General features: G+C 50.4%; 12 protein-coding genes. All 12 read right to left on the reverse strand.

What is annotated here, in order from left to right:
• Positions 1-155 precede the first annotated feature (155 nt).
• Complete coding sequence (locus K6T23_RS19620; protein WP_238282815.1) at positions 156-1,616, reverse strand: response regulator transcription factor; 1,461 nt, start codon at positions 1,614-1,616, stop codon at positions 156-158.
• Entirely contained in the window at positions 1,617-3,368 is a 1,752-nt protein-coding gene (locus tag K6T23_RS19625; RefSeq protein ID WP_238282817.1) for a sensor histidine kinase, read from the reverse strand.
• Between the two features lie 63 nt (positions 3,369-3,431).
• On the reverse strand, positions 3,432-6,518 hold the full coding sequence (locus tag K6T23_RS19630; RefSeq protein WP_238282819.1) for an alpha-mannosidase: 3,087 nt from the start codon (positions 6,516-6,518) through the stop codon (positions 3,432-3,434).
• 12 nt (positions 6,519-6,530) lie between these two features.
• Complete coding sequence (locus K6T23_RS19635) at positions 6,531-7,844, reverse strand: glycoside hydrolase family 125 protein (protein WP_238282831.1); 1,314 nt, start codon at positions 7,842-7,844, stop codon at positions 6,531-6,533.
• Positions 7,845-7,856: 12 nt separating this feature from the next.
• Complete coding sequence (locus tag K6T23_RS19640; protein ID WP_238282833.1) at positions 7,857-10,532, reverse strand: alpha-mannosidase; 2,676 nt, start codon at positions 10,530-10,532, stop codon at positions 7,857-7,859.
• Positions 10,532-11,155, reverse strand: coding sequence for a YesL family protein (locus K6T23_RS19645; RefSeq protein WP_053429510.1), 624 nt, complete (start codon positions 11,153-11,155; stop codon positions 10,532-10,534). The genes K6T23_RS19640 and K6T23_RS19645 overlap by 1 nt, the downstream gene beginning before the upstream one ends.
• Positions 11,148-12,041: an ROK family protein gene (locus K6T23_RS19650; protein WP_238284482.1), complete on the reverse strand. Its 894-nt coding sequence runs from the start codon at positions 12,039-12,041 to the stop codon at positions 11,148-11,150. The genes K6T23_RS19645 and K6T23_RS19650 overlap by 8 nt, the downstream gene beginning before the upstream one ends.
• The gene (locus tag K6T23_RS19655) at positions 12,019-13,419 is read right to left on the reverse strand and encodes a glycoside hydrolase family 1 protein (RefSeq protein WP_238282835.1); all 1,401 of its coding nucleotides are present in this window, start codon (positions 13,417-13,419) and stop codon (positions 12,019-12,021) included. Before K6T23_RS19655 ends, K6T23_RS19650 begins: the two co-directional genes overlap by 23 nt.
• A 253-nt stretch (positions 13,420-13,672) precedes the next feature.
• A complete protein-coding gene (locus tag K6T23_RS19660) occupies positions 13,673-15,163 on the reverse strand; it encodes a cell wall-binding repeat-containing protein (protein WP_238282845.1) in 1,491 nt (496 codons plus the stop codon).
• Positions 15,164-15,348: 185 nt separating this feature from the next.
• A complete protein-coding gene (locus K6T23_RS19665; protein ID WP_238282847.1) occupies positions 15,349-17,304 on the reverse strand; it encodes a PTS fructose transporter subunit IIABC in 1,956 nt (651 codons plus the stop codon).
• A 426-nt stretch (positions 17,305-17,730) separates the two neighbouring features.
• Positions 17,731-19,656, reverse strand: coding sequence for a BglG family transcription antiterminator (locus K6T23_RS19670; protein WP_238282849.1), 1,926 nt, complete (start codon positions 19,654-19,656; stop codon positions 17,731-17,733).
• A gap of 661 nt (positions 19,657-20,317) precedes the next feature.
• Positions 20,318-21,265, reverse strand: a complete 948-nt coding sequence (gene manA / locus K6T23_RS19675; RefSeq protein WP_238282851.1) for a mannose-6-phosphate isomerase, class I — start codon at positions 21,263-21,265, stop codon at positions 20,318-20,320.
• Between the last annotated feature and the right edge of the window lie 19 nt (positions 21,266-21,284).

The following is a 21,284-nucleotide window of genomic DNA, read 5'->3' on the forward strand; positions in this document are numbered from 1 at the left end:
CTTTTGTTCCGCGATGAGTGCAAAGGTTAAGCCAATTATCTTCACCTGTTATGGAAAACTTTCAATCTACTTTCCTATTTCATAACGTCGCAGAGATCTGTCTAACGACTATCATCTCTCCTTTCCCTATAAAAAAATCCCTTTCACAAAAGGGATCAAACTCGCTGCTTCCTCCATTCTGAAGGAGTGGCATTTTCGTATTTTTTAAACTGCTTATAGAAGTAGGTGGCGTCGGTATAGCCTACACGTTTACCGATTTGGCCAGCTTTCTCATGAGAATTCAATAAGAGCTTTTTGGCCCGGTCAATGCGAAGTTTATTCAAGTACTTGGTGAAAGAGTCCCCGGCTTCCTTCTGGAAGAGCTGGCCAAGGTAAATTGGATTGATGTGGAAGCGATGGCCCAACGTTTTGAGGGACATATCCTCCGAATAATGTTGATGGATATACGTCAGGACCGTCTGGATGATCGGACTTCTCTTTTCTTCTCCTTGACCTGCTCCTTCCATTAAATCCATACATGTATCAAGAAGCCTCATCGCATCCTCTTCTCTATCAATATGGAGGATTTCATGGATGATTTGCACATACTGACCGTATTCCAAAGATAGGAGGAAACGACCTTTCATCTGGAAGAAGGTATCAAGGAAAACACTTTTCAATAGGAAAGGGTCAGAGGCGAGCTGAATGAAGACGTTACCGAGTTCCTCGCGTACGCGTCCATACTCCTCGTTTGCCAGCCCCTCGAGCATCTCCGGCTTCAAATAGTTCCTGACATCGATTGTCTTGATGGATGGAGAGAGGATCATATCCTCTGCCAGATGTTGCTCCTGGTCGGGAAGGATCATCTTTAATTCACTCGCACGCTCCAGCTCCTTCATCACTCTCGGGGTTTCGGCAATCTCTTCTACTCTTCCACTCGTCACCATAATTCCTTTGCTTTCTTCTACAATCGGAATGATCCGTTCTTGCTCGGACTCAATATGAGCAGGGTCCCATACGATCATCAAGTCCCCATGTGGAGTGGTAACGCAGATGGATGGCCCGGATTCTATCTGTTTCTGAACCTTTACACTGTCACTGTCTTCGACTTTCAAAAGCCCGAGATGAAAGGGTACCGGGAGAGCCAATTCAGGATAGAGGGCCAGCCTTTCCTGAAATTCACGGAGGGGCATCTTCCCCATCATGTACCTCCAGATGGAGTGATCCCGAAGGATGAGAATTGATTCCTCTCCAAGATCCTGCTGATCGAGTTTATCTTTTATATGAAGAAGGGAGGAGCCCAGTTCATCTTCATTCACCGGCTTCAATAAATAGTTTTCGATTCCCAGGACGAGCCCCTTCTTAATTAAATCAAACTCCTGGAATCCCGAAAGGACGATGGCTTTCACTTCCTCCTGTTCTTCCTTCAGTGCTTCAATGAGCTCGAGCCCCGTCATTTCCGGCATTTTTATGTCGGTGATCAGAACGTCGAATGCAATCGTCCTGGATAATTCCAGAGCTTCTCTGCCGTTTCTCGCTTTGGCCACCACTTCAAATCCAATGGACTCCCAATCCAATAGATAAGTCAGTCCATCCAAAATTAAAGGTTCGTCGTCTACAATCATCACCCGGATCATTTATTGCACCTCTTTCATGAATGGTAAAGTGATCTGTACGGTCGTCTTTACACCCGCTATGCTTTTTATCTCCACCCCGTATCCTTCTCCATATTTCAGTCGGATCCGGCGATGGACATTCCCCACACCTATGGAGCTGGTGGATCCCACTTCCTCCTTTAACCTTTCCATGATGTTGTGAAGTCGATCCTGTTCAATCCCGGTACCATTATCTTCAATAATGATTTTGGCCGTATCGCCCATTTTATGGATCGAGACACTCAAGTGATTATCCTGCCTATCCCTCCTGAACCCATGAATCAAAAAGTTTTCGATGAAGGGCTGCAGGATGAAAGGTGGTAGATAAAAGGACTTCAGCTCCTCTTCTACATACAGTTCAGTTGTCAGCTGATCAGGGAAGCGGACCTTGAACAGCTCGATGTATTGATGGGCATGATTGATTTCATCCTCTACAGGCACCAGGTCTGCGGATTTCAAGGAGTAGCGGAACAGGTGGGCAAGCTGTACGATCATTTTTGCAGACGTCCGCCCTCCTTCAGATAGCGACTTCATGCGAATTGCTTCCAACGTATTGTAGAGGAAGTGCGGGTTGATCTGCGCCTGGAGATTGGCGAGCTCCGCTTCTGTCTGCTTCAGTTTGGAACGATACACTTTATCGATGTAATCATTCAGATCGTCCAATGTCTTATTGATGGTGTGCGAGATGTCAGTGAGATCATCGTCTACATGTGTCGTCTCGATACGTGCATCGATGTTCCCTTCCTGGACTTCCTTCATCTTGTTCATGATTTCATCCAATCGCTTGGAGTACCCCCTGAGTGCAAAGTAAGGAAGGATGATGGCTATGGTCGTAAGCAGGATCAAAAGGAAAAAGATCGTCGTTTTATACGTAAACAGCTGAGCGATCTCTTTCTCAGGTACGATGGCCGTCACCATGTGCCCGCTCACCGGCTCTATGGAAGACTGGATATAATACCGGCCATGATCATCCACCTTCTTTTGCACGGCACTGTAGGAAAGACCGTCAATGAGGGATGTGGGGGCTTTTCCATAGCTGTACAGAATGTCCCCCTCCTCATTCGTGATGATAAACGCGCTTTTCGGAGGCATATCCGTGAGGGTAAGGAGACCGTCAATGGAGTCGTACCCGAAGTACACCATCGCTTTCCCAAGACGGTCCATGGAGACAGGATCATTGATCTGCTCCTCCACGACAAGCATATCCTTAGGCTCTGATGGCTCATCGGTAATGGGAGAAGCTCCTTCTTTATAGTGATTCCCCTGTTTCCATCGACTATGGTCGAATAGATACATATATTCTGTTCCCAGACTTTCATTCCGGATCCGCAGGGCGATCGATTCAGGGTCTCTGGAAAAATAGTTCTTCACGAAGATATCAAAGTTGTATGGGACGAATGAATCACTGTTGGAAAACTTATCAAGCCGGTAGCCGATATAGTCTTGATAGTCATGCTGCAGGGCAAATGCCAGATCCTCGATGAGGGGCTGCTCCTGATACAGTTGCTGGATGCCCTGTCTTACGAACTGATGCTTGCCCTGAAGCTCCGATTTGATTTCGTTGATGATCGTTTCCTGGCGGTCGATTTCCCTTTGAACGATAAAATCAGAATAATAGTCTGTCAGAAAGACAAACAAGACGGTCATCGTCAGAAAAATGATGAGGGAGTATGTAAGAAAGACCCGGTAAAACATCCTTTTGCTGATACGTCTAATCGGCTGTAACGCTTTCATTTCATCACTTCCTCATCAAGGTAAAAAGGGAACAGGAGCTGTGAGCTCCTGTTCACCCTGAAATCACTTTTCCAGTTCGATTGTTTTTATTTCATATGGGTGGAAGGTGAGGTCGATTGGACCTGACGTGTATTCTGAAAGATACTCATCTTCCATGAGGTTCACTTCCCGCCATTTCCCCGCGTCCATCATGATCCTGCAGGACGTAGTGGCTCCCTCCATTTCATGAAGGCGCACGATCAGCGTACCCCGTTCTTCTGCCTTCTTGATTGTATCGACGATGACACCGGTGCCGCTGATGGAGAGTAGAGAGCCGGTAAACTCCTCGGAGACCGTTCCCTCCATGACCCTGATGGGCGCATTGAGGTAGGTGGCTTCCCTTTCCACATCATGCTTGGCCGTCTGTCCAGCAAACGGATACAGGGAGTAGACAAAATGGTGTTGACCGATATCCGCCTTAGGATCTGGATAGATCGGACCTTTAAGAAGGGAGAGGGCCATGACATTGTCTTTAATCGAGTAGCCGTATTTACTGTCGTTCATGAGGCTGACGCCGTAGAATGGTTCTGAAAGGGCCGCCCACTTGTGAGCGACGGATTCGAAGCGCGCCACATCCCAGGACGTATTCCAGTGGGTCGGTCGTTTGACGTTCCCGAACTGGATATCATAGATGGCTTCCGTCGACCGTATCGCTACGGGGAATTCCACCTTGAGGAGCTGTTGACGAGCTTCCCAGTCCACTTTCGTTTCAAAATCGATCCGTTTGGAATGGGCATAACAATGGATCCGCTGAATGATCTTCAGCTGCGGGGCTTCCCACGTGAACTCGATGGTCGTCTGCAGGGGCCCATTATCAAGTATAGTACAGTCCTTCAGTAAATCAATAGACTTGGATTTTTCCATATAATAGAGATCAAGATCCCAGGCATCATGGGCCATCGGCTTATCTTCATAGAGTTTCAGGACATTCCCTGCACGTCCCGGCTCGATCATTTCGCGCCCTACCGCTTTATCGAATATGCTTGTGAATTGACCTTGTTCATTCCAGGTTAATCGATAGAATGGCGTTTCCCATGATCGACGAGTAAGGTCAATTTGACTCAAAGGAGTTTCCTCTGAAGGACTTGCTCCCGTCTTCGTCAGCGTGCCATATGCAAATGCCTTCACATCCGGCACCAGTACAAGCGTGCCCCCTCCTGCCAAGGGTTGGGTCTGTACCGGTTTCCCCTCGTGTTCATAGGAGCCGTGCTCACCCGGGACTGTCATCAGTACAGGTGCTGTGTATTGATGGGGGTGCATGAATGACCAGTTCTGCTTTCCATTGATGATCTGTGATTCCAATTGGGAGACAACATCGTTTTGGATGATTCTCGCCTCTTCATACTCACGGTGGGCGTCCTCATAGACTTCCGTGATGGAGGAGCCCGGGATAATGTCATGGAACTGATTGAGGAGGATCTTTTTCCATCCTTCTTCTAGTGCCTCCCTATCATATCTCTCCCACCCGTTCAGCAAAGCATGCCAGGCAGAAAGGAACTCCGCTTCCCTGTAGGACAGTTCAAGCTTGCGATTCTGTTCTTTCATCCTGGCTTGGGATGTGTACGTTCCACGATGGTACTCGAGGTACAGCTCACCATCCCATGTGTGTACATACTGATCGGTTCCATCTACGGTCTCGTGAAGCTCTTCAAAAAACTCCGAGGCATGAGTCGATTGAACAAAGGGCATGCCTGGCACATCAGACAGCTTCCGCTTCATCTCGATCATCTCGCGGTTCACTCCGCCCCCACCGTCCCCATAACCGTAGGCCAGGAGCAGATTCCGGTTCACGTCCTTATCCCGGTATTTCTCCCAGATGCCCTTCACCGTCTCACCCGTAACGAGTCCGTTGTACGTATAGAACCAAGAGTCTGCAGGTCTGCCCGGCTCAGGGGTCGTAATGAAGTAGGTCAGGATCTCGGAGCCGTCGATCCCCCGCCACCTGAACGTATCGTGAGGCATGCGGTTATACTGATTCCAGCTGATCTTGGTGGTCATGAAGGTATCAATTCCTGATTTCCGCAGAATCTGCGGGAGCGACCAGCTGTAGCCGAAGACATCGGGAAGCCAAAGCGTGCGATTCCGACGATTGAATTCTTTCTGGAAAAAGGCCTTTCCATAGAGGAGCTGCCGGACGAACGATTCACCTGACGGGATGTTGCAGTCGGCTTCTACCCACATGGAGCCTTCCACTTCCCATTGACCTTCTTCGACCTTTTTTTGAATGGCAGCGTAAAGCTCAGGCTCTTCCTCCTTTACCCATGCATACAGCTGCGGTTGACTCTGAATGTAGGTGTAATCTGGGTACAGCTCCATGAGGCGGAGAACAGTTGAGAATGTCCTTTTCGCCTTCTCCTTTGTATGTTTGGTACGCCACAACCAGGCAAGGTCGATATGGGAATGACCGATCGCATGGACCGTCACCTCCGAGTGCTTATGCCACTTTTTCTTCTCGGCTTCCAGCACAGCCGCTGCCTTCCTGACGCTTTCATAAAAACACTCTCCCCGATCGGTCCAGTCAATTTCGTAAAATGCCCTGTTCAGGAGGGCAATCAAATTCGAGCGCACACCATCATGTTCATCCAACTGCTTGACCGTTTCCAAGATGGCTTTGGTTTTGAAATAAAAATCATCCACCTCACCATCAAGGAAGCCCCACCACGCTTCTTTCAACCGGTAGTATTGCTCTGACGGATTCCCCCCGCCTTCAAGACCCGACCATAGCTGAATCGTGATATCGAATCGTTCCCCCTCAGGAAGGATGACTTCACGGTGATTGGAATCCACTCCCTGAAACGGCCGTCCGTTCAGGTAAAGGAGTGATTCGAACCCTGAGTTGTTCCCGCCACCGGTTCGCCCGAGATCAAGGTAAAGCACTGCACTCCGGTCATCTTCGGGTACATGTAGAGTAGTGTGAAGCCACACATACCGGTCCCGTCCGGACCACGTATCGTGTACATTCATTTCTCTTTCGAAATGGGTTGGATGGAGATTCTCTTCCCCCTGCTTCGGTTCGTGGACGCCAAATGGGCCGAGCCCCCTGCAATCACGGTACCGAAGTCGATCCAGTTCGTTCAGTCTATTTTCGATTTTTTGGATTGAATAAAACATACGGACCCTCCGTTATGAAGTGTGATGTGATTGGGCAAGAGGGCTTTCCGGAACATGGATGCCCAGCTCACTCAGGATGAATTCGCTGAACATCGAGTTCGCCCATGCAAACCAGTCGCGTGTGAACTCTTCCGGACGATCGGCATCAAAGCCTTCATGCATGAATCCTGTTCCCCCGTGGGTGTTCTTGAACATATCCACGATTGCGTCCCGCTCTTTCCTGGAGATGGCCGTCATTCCCTGAACCGCCAGGCCAATATGCCAAATGTAATGATCCGGCGTATGCGGGCTGCCGATTCCGGAAGCCTTTTTGCCTTCGTAATAGTAAGGGTTGTGACGGCTGAGGATGAAGTTTCGCGTATTCACGTACGTCTCATCTTCTGCGTCTGCATACCCCATATATGGAATTGCCATGAGGCTGGGTACGTTCGCATCGTCCATCAGGTTATATCGTCCTGAACCATCTGTTTCGAACGAGTAGATCTTCCCGAATTCCGGATGATCCACTACGGCATGTGCTTCGATGCCATCGCGTATTTCACGACCGAGTGCCGCCATCTTCTCACCCAGATCAGATTCTCCCATCGTAACGAGCATTTCCTTCGCATAGTCGAGGACAACGGCTGCGAACATATTGGCAGGCACTAGATACCCGTATAGGCAGGCATCATCACTCGGACGGAATCCGGACCACGTCATGCCTGTCGGTACCGAATAGCCGCCCTTTCCGTCGCGCAACAGCGTATCGGATACGCGGCAGTCATCACGTTGGAACCGGTAAGGGGAGTTTTCTTCATGGGCCTGCTCCACCCTCCATAGATCATGGATCACAGCAAGGACTTCCTTAAGCGTCTCATTAAGGACCGTCTCGTCTCCCGTTGCCTTCCAGTATAGATAAGTGAGCTGAATCGGATAGCAGAGGGAATCCACTTCGTACTTACGCTCCCAGATCCATGGGGTCATGTCGGTGTGATCCTGTTGATGCCCTTTGTTGTCCGCTGTCCTGTTGAACGCATTGGCATAAGGGTCCATGAGGATGTACTTCCATTGACGCTGGATGACTTCCTTCAGCATGGATGCGATTTCCCTGTCCTCTTTGACCAGGATCAAGTAGGGACGGACCTGTGCAGATGAGTCACGGAGCCACATGGCCGGAATATCGCCTGTGATCACAAAGGTCCCCTCTTCGTCCTTCTTCAATGTGGTCTGATACGTATTCAGGAAGCATTTTTCAAATAACGCATATACCTCCGGATCATGTTCGTAAGCTTTCTTGACCTTCTCCAATATGTGTTGAAATGAGGCTGGTATCACTTGTTCTGTCATCGTCTCCACTCCTTATTCTTCATTAATGATCATGGTGATGATCTCATATGGTCGAACGGTGCATGTCGCTTTTCCTGTACCGATCTGTTCCTTCTTTTCTTCAAGTATGGTAGAACGGTAGAGCACGCTGCCCTCTACGGTCAACAACTGTTCCTCTGCTGTCGGATTGAACCAGCGGACAATGATCCCAGTTCCCTTCAGTGATGGTTTGATCGCCGTAAGCGTAAGGGACTCTCCTGTCCACTTGAATGGAGCTTCACCTCTTGAGCCGTTCCCATCATTCCGCTCGACCTGGACCACGGTCGGATTGATCGGATAGCTGTACGCTCTGTTATACATGTTGGATTCAAGAACCGATCCTGCATGAGGAATGATCATGAAGGATGCCGATTGCTCCCCGATGCACTGTGCTTCCGGAGTATCGAACACACCCCAGTCACCCAGTTCCCCGACAGATCGAAGCAAGGTGATCTCCATGACGTTTCCTCCTGTGATCTCGTATTCATGGAGACCGATGCCTGCCACCGTGAGACCCTTCACCCCGTCATCAAGACTGGCGAATCGTTGCATATGGTGGTCGAATGTCGGATTCGCCCACTGCCTTTCCGGTTGATTGGGACGCTTGACGATTTCGAAGATGCTGTCCGCATAGTGATGGTCATTTCCCTTGCCGACCGGGAAGCACGCCCGGGTACGGTGATCCCTTACCTGATTATCCATCTTCACATCCACCTTCAGCCCCTCTGCTCCTTTCAGGAGGGTGAGGGTCGTCGTGATCGGGAATTCCATCACCTCTTCTGATCGCGCTGCAGTCCGCTCCGGGTGCCATACCAAGTTTTCACGTTCGTGCTGGAGATGTTCATGAGCGCTTTTCGGGATGATCATGGTTGTGCGGATCTCAACGATGGATTTGTATGAGGTATCCGTGACGACATCGATAGTAGACAGGGCATCTTCCGTCGTAAACCTGAGGCGATCGCCGGTTTCCTTGAACATGTATTCGTTCCCGATATCACCGCTATCCTCATAGACGCCGAGATTTGGATACTCATAGCCTGTGCGTTTATCCACGAGGCTATAGCTTCCATTCTCATGGATCGTAACCAGAAGGTTGCCGTTTTCAATCTGACGCTTCTCCTCGTTCCACATCCCTTTCTCCACTACTCTTTCATCTGAAGGAATGAGGTGTACCACTTCATAGCCGAGAGGCGTCGTGAAGTCGATGGGGAACGTGATGCTGATCTCCCTGCCGTAGTAAGGACGCCTGAAGCCATCACGCGGCAGATCATATCCGAAGGAAACCCCATGGTCCTCTACTTGAACCGGGATCAACGTCCCATCAGCTCGCTCCAATGCATATACCGGAAGCTCACGACCTTTTAATAACCCAGGGATCTCACGGAAATCCCTGTCGCTGAAGTAGATCTTATCCACCATCACCTTTTGGGTGATCACCCGGGATGACGCTTCCGTATGGAAAAGGATAAGGGGTACTGCCAACGGATCGGCATGCCCGGTATCAAGACCTGACGCCATGTCGCGGAGCTGCTCATGGATAAAGCGCTGCACTCCCTTCTCCACCTTCTCGAATCGCGTCACCATCTCCCTGTGGACTTCATCGACACTGCACCCGCAGATGCTATCGTGTGGGTGATTCTCCATGAGGAGCTTCCAGTAGTATTCGGAGAAATCCCGATGCAGATCCCGATCCCCCACAAGAACACCAAGGGGTTCAAGCACTTTCTCCAGCAGCAGCTGGCAGCGGTCGTTCGCCTGTTTCAAATAGATGCGCGCTGAAGCCGTGTTCACAAGCGTTGACCAACCATCGGTCTTTTGATTCCTCAGCTCCCCACGGATCGTTTGCAGATCATCGGTTAGCTCGTTTTTCACGTCGTCTATGTATGCTTTGAAGCTCGAATGCTTAAACGTCACATCCGGCATGAGTTCGTTGGCGACTTCAATGGCCGTCGTAATGTCTGCCTGCAAGGGTTGATGATCGCATCCGTTCATATACAGGAGCTGGGAAGTCGAGGCAAACCGCTCCGACTCCGCGAGCTTCTTCTCCCAATATGCTTTCGCCCCTTCACGGTCTGAAGGAACTTCATTTCCATTCGAGTACCAGTTGGCAAACAGGATCCCGAGCACCTGCGTTCCGTCCGGTGCTTCCCAAACCATCTCGGAATAAGGCGACGAGAACTCATCATGGTGCACCTGGTTATTGAAGCCCGTCGGGGTCACGCCCCTTCCGAAGGCGGCTGTATCAATATTGGCCTGCTTAAGGAGCTGGGGTGCCTGACCGTAGACGCCGAACGTATCAGGATAGTAGCCGAGATACCCGTCCTGCCCCCACTCTGCCGTGTCCTTCATCCCATACAGGAGATTGCGGACATTGGCCTCCGAGCTTGTAAGAAAGGCATCCTGCAGAATGTACCACGGTCCGACGATGAGCCTGCCCTCCCGGATATACGCCTTCACTTCCGCCTCCCTTTCCGGCCGGACGCCAAGGTAGTCATCTACCATGATGGTCTGCCCATCAAGGTGGAAACTATGAAAATCAGGATCTTCCTTTAATTTCGCGAGAAGATCATCGAACAGTTTGACCAGATAATATTTATGTTCTTCCAAGGACATGTACCATTCCCGGTCCCAGTGGGAATGAGAGATGATATGCGCTGTCTTTTTCCCCATCAAGCTTTTCCTCCTGTCGCTGCAAATTGGTTATAGCGGTTCATGGATACCTTCATGATCCAGTAAGCCGGCATGACGCCCAAGGCAAATGGAATCAACCCAGGCATCTGATAGATGAGATAGCCTACCATCGTGAGGCCGATCGTGATGACCAGGTTCTGCTTGAAGCTGATCAGGGTGAGGATGAATGGCTGGATCAAATAATGTTTGAGCGATTGCTCAAAATGGACGTAATACGGGAAAACATATAAAAATGAAAAAACATATAGGATTGAGAGGAATAGGATGATTGCCGTGCTGAACAACACGACGATTCCTTTCAGTTGGGTAACGAGATATAGATCCAGGGCAAGGAAAACACCGATTGATGTATAAATCCATCCGATTGCATTCGTCTTCCAGAAATGCGCCTTGTAGTAGCGATGATAGCCATCGTAGATCGGCTCTTCGAGACCGCCCTTCAGCCATCTCCGTGTGGTGGCGAATAGGGCCGTTGTGGCAGGAAAGAAGCCCAGAACGACTCCACCAAGAAGGATATGCATGAACCAGATCACATTGAGCTGCATCGTCTTCCAGATCCAGAGGCTCGCTTCTGTGAACAGACTTCCCAAGCGATTAAACATGTACATCTTCCTTTCCGTATGTCTTCCTCCACACATAGGCTGCCCCTATGAGCTGAGCCTGGTCCAAATGGGTACAGACTTCCACAGTCGGCTTCACCTTTGCAATCGGCTTGGCCGTCATGACATGATCAAGCTCAGTCTGCAACCGCTGAAGGAAGCTCGGCTGTCTCGTAATGCCTCCGCCCACGAGGATTTTCTCGGGATCAAGCATATATTGAAGATTGAATATCCCGACAGCCATCGTATGGAAGAACTGATTGAGGGATTTCTCTGCTGCTGCATGACCCTTTTCAGCCTCTTCGAACACACGCGAGCCGGTCCATGCGGCTCCATGTGGGGGCTCATCCTTCAGACGCTTCGTCAGGGCAAATGATGATCCACGTTCACTCCACGTTTCATGGCCTTCCATCAGGGAATAACCGAATTCTCCACCATGGAGATTCGCTCCCTTATGCAGCCGACCGTTGATGACGATCCCTCCGCCGATCCCTGTGCCACACACGATGCAGGCAAATGTATCACAACCGGCACCAGCCCCGCTCCACTGCTCTGCAAGGGCCGCACAATTGGCGTCATTCTCCATTGTGACCGGCAACCCGTATCGTTCGTGGAATAAAGCACGCAGATTCACGACATGGATGAAATTCACCGCACTATGCCCGAGGACAAAACCGGCATCCGTTACGCTGCCTGGAGAACTGATGGCGATCCCCTCTATATGGTGGTCCCTCTGCCATCTTCCCAGAACCTGATCGACATGAACGCTGAATTCCTCTACACTGACAGGCGTCGGGACCTCCTCTTTCAGAACAATGTCAGCATGACTGGTGACCAGGGCGAATTTCGTGAACGTCCCACCGATATCAATGGCGAATAGATGTTTCATCACATGCCGCCTCTCCCGGTAATCGATTTGATTCCGCCAGTTTCCTGAACCAGTCAGCACTCTTCTTTTTCCTGCGTTCGCCACTATCAAGATCGAACTCGACAAGCCCATAGCGGTTTTTGTATTCATTGAGCCATGACCAGTTATCAATATAGGTCCATACATGGAATCCATAGCAATTGGAGCCTTCACGTATCCCCTTATGGAGCCATCTCAGGTGCTCTACAAAAAACTCGATCCTGTACTCATCCTGGATGAATCCCGCCTCGTTCCTGAAACGGTCTTCCCCCTCGACCCCCATACCGTTCTCAGCGATGAACCAAGGAATATTTCCGTATTCATCCCGGATCTGAATCGCGATGTCATAGATCCCCTTTTCATAAATCTCCCAACCACGGTGCGGGTTCATCTTTCGATCAGGCCACTCGTAAGGAAGGAAAGAACGATCTAAGACATGTTCAGCGCTCTCATCCCCTGCCTTCACCCGTCTCGGCTGATAATAATTCACCCCGAGGAAATCCACAGTATGGGCTTTGATCAGCGCCAGGTCATCGGGGTACATGTTGACATGGATGCTTTCATTCCGGATGAACTCACATAGGACATCCGGATATTCACCCTTGACGACTGGGTCAAGAAAACTCTTGTTGAATAGCGCGTCTGCCAGTTCTGCCGCCTTCACATCATCCACATTCTCTGATCTCGGATAACTCGGCGTCAGATTCAGTACGATGCCGATCCTTCCCCGATGCTCATTCTTCCGGAAAGTCTGTACTGCCTTGACATGGGCAAGCAAGGTGTGGAACCCAGCCTGACAGGCTCTCCTGATGTTGAACACACCAGGTAGATGCTTATCATTCAAGTAGCCCATCTCTACAGGGACAATCGGTTCATTGAAGGTCACCCAGTCTTCTACAAGATCCCCAAAACATTTAAAAGCCGTTTCCGCATATAAGGCGAAAGCTTCCGCTGACTCCCTGATATCCCATCCACCTTTCTCATACAGCCAATACGGCATGTCAAAATGAAAAAGATTCACCACGGGGCGGATGCCCTGGTCAAGCATTCTGGTGAACACATCACGGTAAAACTCCACTGCTTCGTCATTCAACGTGTGACCGTCGGGCATCAGCCTCGTCCATGAAATCGATGTGCGATAGGAATTGAACCCGAGCTCTTTCATCAGTGAAATATCTTTTTTATAATTGGCATAAAAACCTGTTGTCTCCTCAGGCCCAATCCTTTGATAAAAGACGTGTGGCTCTTTCTGGAACCAATGATCCCAAACGCTCGGAGACTTCCCCCCTCGGCTTGAAGCCCCTTCCATCTGAGGAGCCGATGAAGCCGCTCCCCACATAAAACCTTTCGGGAATTCCATTATCCCCACCCCCTTTTAGAAATCGCTTACATTTTCTCTTATCCCTATCATATAGACAAAAAATCAACCATGGAACTGCCTGGCAGGAAGTCCTTTAATAAAGGCAGGAAAACTTTAATATGGACAGTTTATGAGAGCGAATAGGCAGTGCAAGGGGACGGTTCCCGTGCGTCATTTTTTTGACGCATCAGAACCGTCCCCTTGCTTCACCAAAGAAAAAAACCTTCCACCATGAGCGGAAGGTTCACTTTGATTACTTCACATATTTCTCGAACGTAATGTTCTTGGAGTAAATCTCTTTAGCCGCATCTTTCCCAACATAGCGGAGATGCCAAGGCTCATAGGCATAGCCGGTTTCATTCTCTTTCCCTTTAGGGTAACGGATGATGAAGCCGTATTTGTGGGCGTTTTTCGCGACCCATTTCCCTTCTTTCGTGTTGGCGAATTTTTCTACGAGGTCATAGCCGACGGAAGGACTCGTCACATCCATGGCAAGACCGGTCTGGTGCTCGCTTGTACCCGGTTTGGCACTGATGCGGCTTGCGTATTTTTCGCCGTAGGTGCGTTTGTAGTAGTTATACAGTTCCGCCTGTCTGTCGTAGGAGCGGTAGCCGGACTGTGCGTAAAGCTTCACGTTGTCTTTCCAGGCCGCCTTCATGAGGGCCTCGAAGTTCGGGACGGCGCGGCTGTCCATGAGGCGCTTTGGATCGTTGTAGCTGAAGGCGAATTTGACCTTCGGTTCTACTAGTTTCGCAGCTTTATAATCTTTGCCTACAGCGACTTTTTTGTTCACGAGGAGATGCTCGATCGGCTGTTTGAGCTCGGATCCGACTTTGTTGTCAATAATGTTAGTGCCGCCGATGACGGTGAACTGGGTTAACTGGTTTTGATCGATGACGACTTTAACAGGGGTTGATACGTAGGTTTTCTCCACGAATAGGAGCACCCCTCCGTTTTTCGCTGCCAGGGCTGATGCCGATACGGCATCGGTCATATTCTTTCCAGTGACCACATACGATTTCTTTTTCGTGCCCATGAGCTTGGCAATCTTTGCAGATGTGTCGTAGCGATCACTGCCGCTGATCCTGGTTGGTTTAGGAAGCTGTTTCTTCACTTTTTCAGAAACGGCTTTCGTACGACCAATCACGATGGTGCTTTTCTTTCCTTTCAGCGCTTTTTTCGTAGCCGCCGGAAGACTATCGGACTTGGTTAGTAGAATCGGCATATTATTCTTAGCTGCATACGGGGCAGCAGCCAATACATCGTGCAGGTAACCGCTGGAAGCGACCACGGCCTTAGATGAAGCCGGAAGCTCCTTTGCCACCAAAGCAGCCGTCTCATAGCTGTCTTTTCCGCCGATCCGCTTTACTTTTGCCTTGATCGTTTTATCAATCACCTTGTCAGACAGGTTCTTTTTTCCTCCAAGGAGAATGATGGTATTTGGGTTCAGCCGTTGGATTTCCTTGCGTGTGGCTGAAGACAGTGCGTTTGGATTTGTCAGAAGCACCGGGGCATCCAGATGCTTGGCGAGCGGTGCAGCAACAGCAGCTTCTGAAAGATCCTTCCCATTCACGAGGATGACGGTCTTCGCCCCGCTCTTCCATCCTTTTTTGGATACAGCGACCGACGTCTGATACCGGTCATTACCACTGACCCGGTCAAGGGAATATGCAGATGCAGTCTGGCCACCGACGAGCATCAAGATAATCACGGCGAGCAGGCTTGATAATGATAGTTTGTACATGCTCTTCAATTGTTTTCCTCTTTTCACTAATCAACTAGTTACATGAAAAATATTCCTGTTCCCTAGTATAATAGTTTCATATGGAGATAACTAGCAAAATCTTCTTTTTTTCGACAGCATGATAAAAGGGGACGGTTCCTGTTCGTCATTTTTTTGACGCATCGGAACCGTCCCCTTGCTTCACTCTATTCTATTTTTCCCAGTAGTGTGTAGGCTTGTTCTTTTGTTTGGACGGCGAGGAGCTGGTTGCGGAAGTCGTCGTCCATGAGCTGGCGTGATAGGAGCTGAAGGATCTTTAAATGTTCGTTGCCGGCGCTTTGCTTAGGTACGGCGATCATAAAGATAAGCTTGGCATCGGACCCGTCAAGGCTCTTCCAATCGACTCCGTCCCGTTTGATGCCGAAGACGACGCTTGGCTTCTGGACAGAGTCAGACTTTCCGTGTGGGATGGCGATGTTCATGCCGATCCCGGTGGAGCTTTCTTCTTCACGGGCAATGATGGCTTCCTTGAAGTCTGCGTTAGAAGCGATGCTTCCATTGGCATGAAGCTTGGTGATCATTTCGTCGATGACGTCATCACGGGTCTCCCCGGCGAGGTCGATCTCGATCAGGTCGAGGTTCGTGATATCGGTCAGGCGGTTGATTTCAACCGGTGCTGCAGCCTGTGTTGCCTCAGGCGCAGTTTTGTGTACGGCAGGTTCTTCACCTTTCTCCTCTACAGGTACGCTTACTGAGACACCTTCAGGAGTAAGGGCTTCTTCCACAATGTCTTTTTTCAATAGATTCACGACGATGGCTGCGACGAACGAGCCGACGATGACGGCGACGAAGAACATGAATACATTATCCACGGCACCAAGCACGGCGACGATCGGACCACCGTGGGCAACGCGGTCTCCTACGTGACCGAGCATGGCGATGACGGAACCGGTCATGGATCCGATCATGATGCTCGGAATGACGCGGAGTGGATCCTGTGCAGCGAATGGGATTGCTCCTTCGGTGATTCCGAAGAGCCCCATCGTAAACGATGCTTTTCCTGTTTCTTTCTCAGCGGCATGGAATTTCTTGCGGCCGATGAATGTTGCGAGTCCCATGGAGATCGGCGGGATACAGATGGCCGCGGCAATCGGGCCCATGATCTCATAGTTTCCTTCTCCGATCATGGCAGATCCGAAGAGGAAGGCGACCTTATTGACCGGACCACCCATATCGAATGACACCATGGCCCCAAGGATCAACGCAAGAAGGATGGAGCTTGTTCCCTGCATACCGGCGAGCCAGTCTGTCAGGACTTCAAAGATATTCGCAACCGGCGCCCCAATCAGGTAAACGAAGGCAAGGCCGACAATGAGGGAGGCGAGTACCGGGATGATGATGATCGGCATGATCGGCATGATGGCTTTTGGCACTTTGATTTTCTTGATCAAGAGAGCGGCATACCCCGCAAGGAAACCGGCGATGATCCCACCGATGAATCCAGCTCCTGCTTCACTTCCATAAAAACTTCCGTTGGCGGCGATGAATCCTCCGACGACACCTGGTGCAAGACCCGGCCTGTCGGCGATGCTATAGGCGATGAACCCGGCGAGGATCGGTACCATGAACGTGAAGGACGCAGAACCAATGGCTTCAATATGCTTCCAGAATGAATCGTCCGGAATGACCAGTCCGCCCGGCGTTTTCTGGCCTCCGAGTGTCAGGGCCACGGCGATGAGCAGACCGCCGATGACGATGAACGGAACCATATACGACACACCGTTCATGAGATGGCGGTAGATCGGGTTTTCTTTCTTATCGGACTTCTTCTCGGTCTGTCCGCTTGATTGATGGATCGGAGCATTTCCGTCGATCACCTTTTGGATGAGTTCCTTCGGCTTGCGGATCCCGTCCTGTACGCCTGTGACAAGGAGCTGCTTGCCGTTGAAGCGGTCTTTGTTGACGGTTTTATCAGCGGCGATGATGATGCCGGCTGCTTCTTGGATGTCTTTCTCGGTCAGTTCGTTCTCGACACCGATGGAGCCCTGTGTCTCTACTTTTATTTCGACGCCCATTTCTATGGCTGCTTTTTCGAGGTTCTCGGCGGCCATGTATGTATGGGCAATTCCATTTGGACATGAGGTGATGGCTAGTATTTTCATAGTGTCTGTCTCCTTTATCGAAATCGCTTACATTTACTATACACCGAGAATCCTGTCGAAAAAGGTCAAGTTGTTACCGGAGGTTGTGGTAAAAGTGGATATATTGTTTTTCGCGGGGTTATGATGCTAGGTCACTAATCCATAGATGGGACGTGTCTTTCCGCTTCGGTCGACCGCTTTCCTGCAGGGCGGGCGGTGAGCCGCTTCGGCAGGCCTGCAGGGTCTCTCCTGCCCGCTTTTCCCGCTGGAGTCGGTCGACCTCCGCTACAAGACACTTGTGGGGAATAGTAGAATAAATTCCTGACGATTGGTCTGTAAATAGAATTCCCACGCATACTTATGTCTCTTTTCATCACAAGCCGAGGAATCACTAACCCTATCATCTCTGTGTTTCATTTAAAATACTAAATAAAAAAAGAGGCCGTTTTACACGGCCCCGAGATGGGTCAGGAATGTCATGGCGTCACGGTCTGAGAGAAGTTGCTCAATCCGTTCCGGGTTCTCGGTGAGGTGCGAGATTTCCTGGAAGAGCTGACGGGATTCGGCCGGGTCGGTGCTTTTGACTGCGAGGAGGAAGACGAGGGAGACTTTCTCCTCACCCCATTCGATTGGTTCCCGCAGGGTGGCGATGGCGATGGCCGACTGGTGGATGAGGTCGGGATGGCCGTGGGGAATGGCAATGCCTGCTCCGATGGTGGTGGCTGACATCCGTTCACGGATCATGGCATTTTCTATGTAGGCTTGATCGACGAACCCTTTGTCCACGAGGGTCCCTGCAAGCTTCCGAATTAACTCATAGCGGCTGAATCCATCCTGTTGAGGAAAGACAAGGAATGGGTTGGCGAACTTCAGGATGATTGACTCCCTTTGTCCCCTTTGCACCGGGTCCTCGAGGTAGGTCAACCGCTCTTTCAGCCTTTCTTCATCTTGTTTTCCTAGGAGCGGGGAAACGACGATCGACGGGACGCCCCTGTCGGGAAGGCTGATCGTGGAGATGATGAGATCCGCCTCGCTTGTCTCGAGGTAGGACTGCAGCTCCCCTTTCCCGATGCTTGCCAGCACGAGGACAGACGAGAATTTCCGCTCGATTTTTGTACGAAGGAGCTGGGACATCCCCATCCCCATATGACAGACGATGACGACTCTTTTCACATCCGTTATGGGCTGCTGAAGACGTTCGAGGGACGCCTGGAAGTGAAGGGTGATATAGGCCGCTTCCTCTTCCGGCACCTCGATGCCTTCCAGTTCTTCAAGGACGAGCATGATCCGGTCGAACATGAACGGATACATCTTCTTGATGTCCCCTAGCATCACATTCGTTACGGGAAGCCCGTATGTCAGGCGATTCAACGTGGAATTCAAGTGCACGGTCAACCCGTTGAAGAGTTCGGGGTCACTGTAGAAATCCACACCGTGCATCTCAGACAGCTTTCCGAGAAGAAGATCCGTCACTTCCCCGAGTCGATTGTCGTGGCCGGTGAGCTCGCGGATCGCTTCGTCGTCCTGATACCGGAACTTCCCACCAAGGAAGTGCAGGGCCAGGTATGCCTGCTCCGCTTCGGGGAAGCGAACGGAAAAGTACGGTTCGATCCCTTCGAGGAATGCCACTGTCCATTCGTATTCTTTTTTTTCCATGATCATCGTTTTTTCTTTTTCCGAAAGGGAGATCGTCTGCTGCAGCTTCGTCCTCTTGATCATAAGGAGGGTATGAACGACGATCCGTTCAAAGGTTTCATCGGTCAGATGAAGATCGAACCGCTCCTGCAGCTCTTCCAGCCTCCTCCGTACGATGGTGATCTCATGCTGGGTAAATTGGGCGCTGATGAAGGAATCCGACCCATCATCCACGAGCTGAGAAAGCCGCGTCAAAGCCAGACGACGGTTCAGCTCGGTCCCTTCGATCGTGAGCCCCACCTTCTGCTTTGACAAAAGCTCCAAATCGAACCGCTTAAACCAATCCCCGATCCGTTCGAGGTCCTTCCTGATCACCGACTTGCTTACATAATACCGGTCTACCAGGTCCTGCACGACGACGGGGTCTGTATTCATGAGAAGAAAATACGCAATCTGGACGATCCGATCCTCCTCTTCCACATGACTGCTTCCCCTCGTTTGCAGTTCTCGGTATAGCTCCGCCCGGTCTTGTTCTCCGATTTCCAGGCAGATTCCCTGACCCGGCTTCCGGATCAACTTCACCGACGGATAGGCTGCCATGGATTCCTGTATCACCTTGAGGTCATTCCGCACCGTTTTTTCGGAACAGTGGAGTTCCTCACTGAATTCTTTGATCAAGACATATTCATGATGCCGGCTCACCAGCATCCGCAAGATCTCCTGCTGTCTTTCATTCATGCTCGTCACCTTCTCTGTTTTGACAGGGAGTTTTATCTATTTATGATACTTTTTGCTTACGGAAATGTAAACAAACGTTTGAATGGGTGGCATGGTTTGAGTAGAGGCACATAGTGGTGGGGTTAAACAGTTGTTTAGATTTGGTGGTGGAAGATCAGAGGGGGGTGTATGAGATGCTCCGCCCGTTTGTTGGGGATGTGGGAATGGAGAAGGCCTGGGCGTGTTGGCAGAGCTTCAATTTGCTTCTTTTTACAAGACCTAGCGGAATGGTTCGCTTATTAGCAAATAGGGTCCAGATATCAGCGATACTCAAGGACGATATTACTCCATCCTGCCTCTATGACATCATTCGACAGTTCTCGCAGCCGCTTTTCCCTGTTTTAAGGGTCCGGCCACTGTCCGGTAGGTTCAGTGACAACGAATACTTGTGAATTCTCAAGAATTATTTGCGAAAATTGAAAAATTATTTGCGAGTCGGATTTCGAACCGTTTTCTTATTTGCGAACAAAGTTGTTACCATATGATTGAATCTCAATACTTGCGCTCAAACCGGTTTCCATACGAAACCAGCCTATTATTTGCGAACCCGAATCCGCCCCACCAGCCAGCACACAAAAAAGAAGCGCAAAACCCAAAGGTCCTGTGCTCCTCCCTCTATCCATTACACATGCGAAACGATCAATTCAACCTGACCTTCCACTTCAAACGTCTCCACATCGGCAGGAATGATGATATGCATGCCCTTTTCCAACACGTGGTCTTCGCCCTGCACGCGCAGTGTTCCTGCTCCGCTCAGTACGCTGGCGAGCTGGAACGGCTTGTCCTGTACAAAGGATGCATGGCCGTTCACTTCCCATTTGTGTACGGTGAAGTATTCCGCTTCAACGAAGGTGGTGATCGTCACTCCATCGCGGCTGTCGACTTTCGGCTCCACGGCTTCTGCGATATGTGGGATCGTGGTCACGTCGATGGATTTGTCGATGTGCAGCTCACGGGTGTTGCCTTCTGCATCGGTACGGTCGTAGTCGTATACGCGATATGTCGTATCTGAGCTCTGCTGCGTTTCAAGGACGAGTGTACCCGTGCAGAGCGCGTGGATCGTGCCGCTTGGTACATAGAAGAAGTCGCCCGGTTTGATCCTCACGCGGCGGAGTAGATCGCTCCACTCCCCTTTTTCGATCATGCTCGTGAACTCTTCTTTAGAAAGGGCGTTGTGACCGAAGATCATGTCTGCTCCTTCTTCACAGTCGATGATGTACCAGCATTCAGTCTTTCCGAGCTCGCCGTTTTCATTGATGTTTGCGTAGCTGTCGTCCGGATGCACCTGGACAGACAAATCGGCGTTGGCATCGAGGATTTTCGTCAATAACGGGAATACAGGTGAATCGTAATTCCCAAATAATTCAGGGTGCTGCTCCCAAAGTTCACCGACGGTCTTCCCTGCAAATTCTCCGCTTCGGACGGTACTTTGTCCGTTCGGGTGTCCTGAAATGGCCCAGCATTCGCCAGTCTTGTCAGAAGGAATGTCATAACCGAACTGATCCCTGAGGGCCGTTCCTCCCCAAATTCGTTCCTGGAACACGGGTGTTAAGAATAATGGTTGATTCATGATGGTCCTCCTATGTATG

This window comes from Rossellomorea marisflavi, from assembly GCF_022170785.1.
GTDB lineage: Bacteria > Bacillota > Bacilli > Bacillales > Bacillaceae_B > Rossellomorea > Rossellomorea marisflavi_B.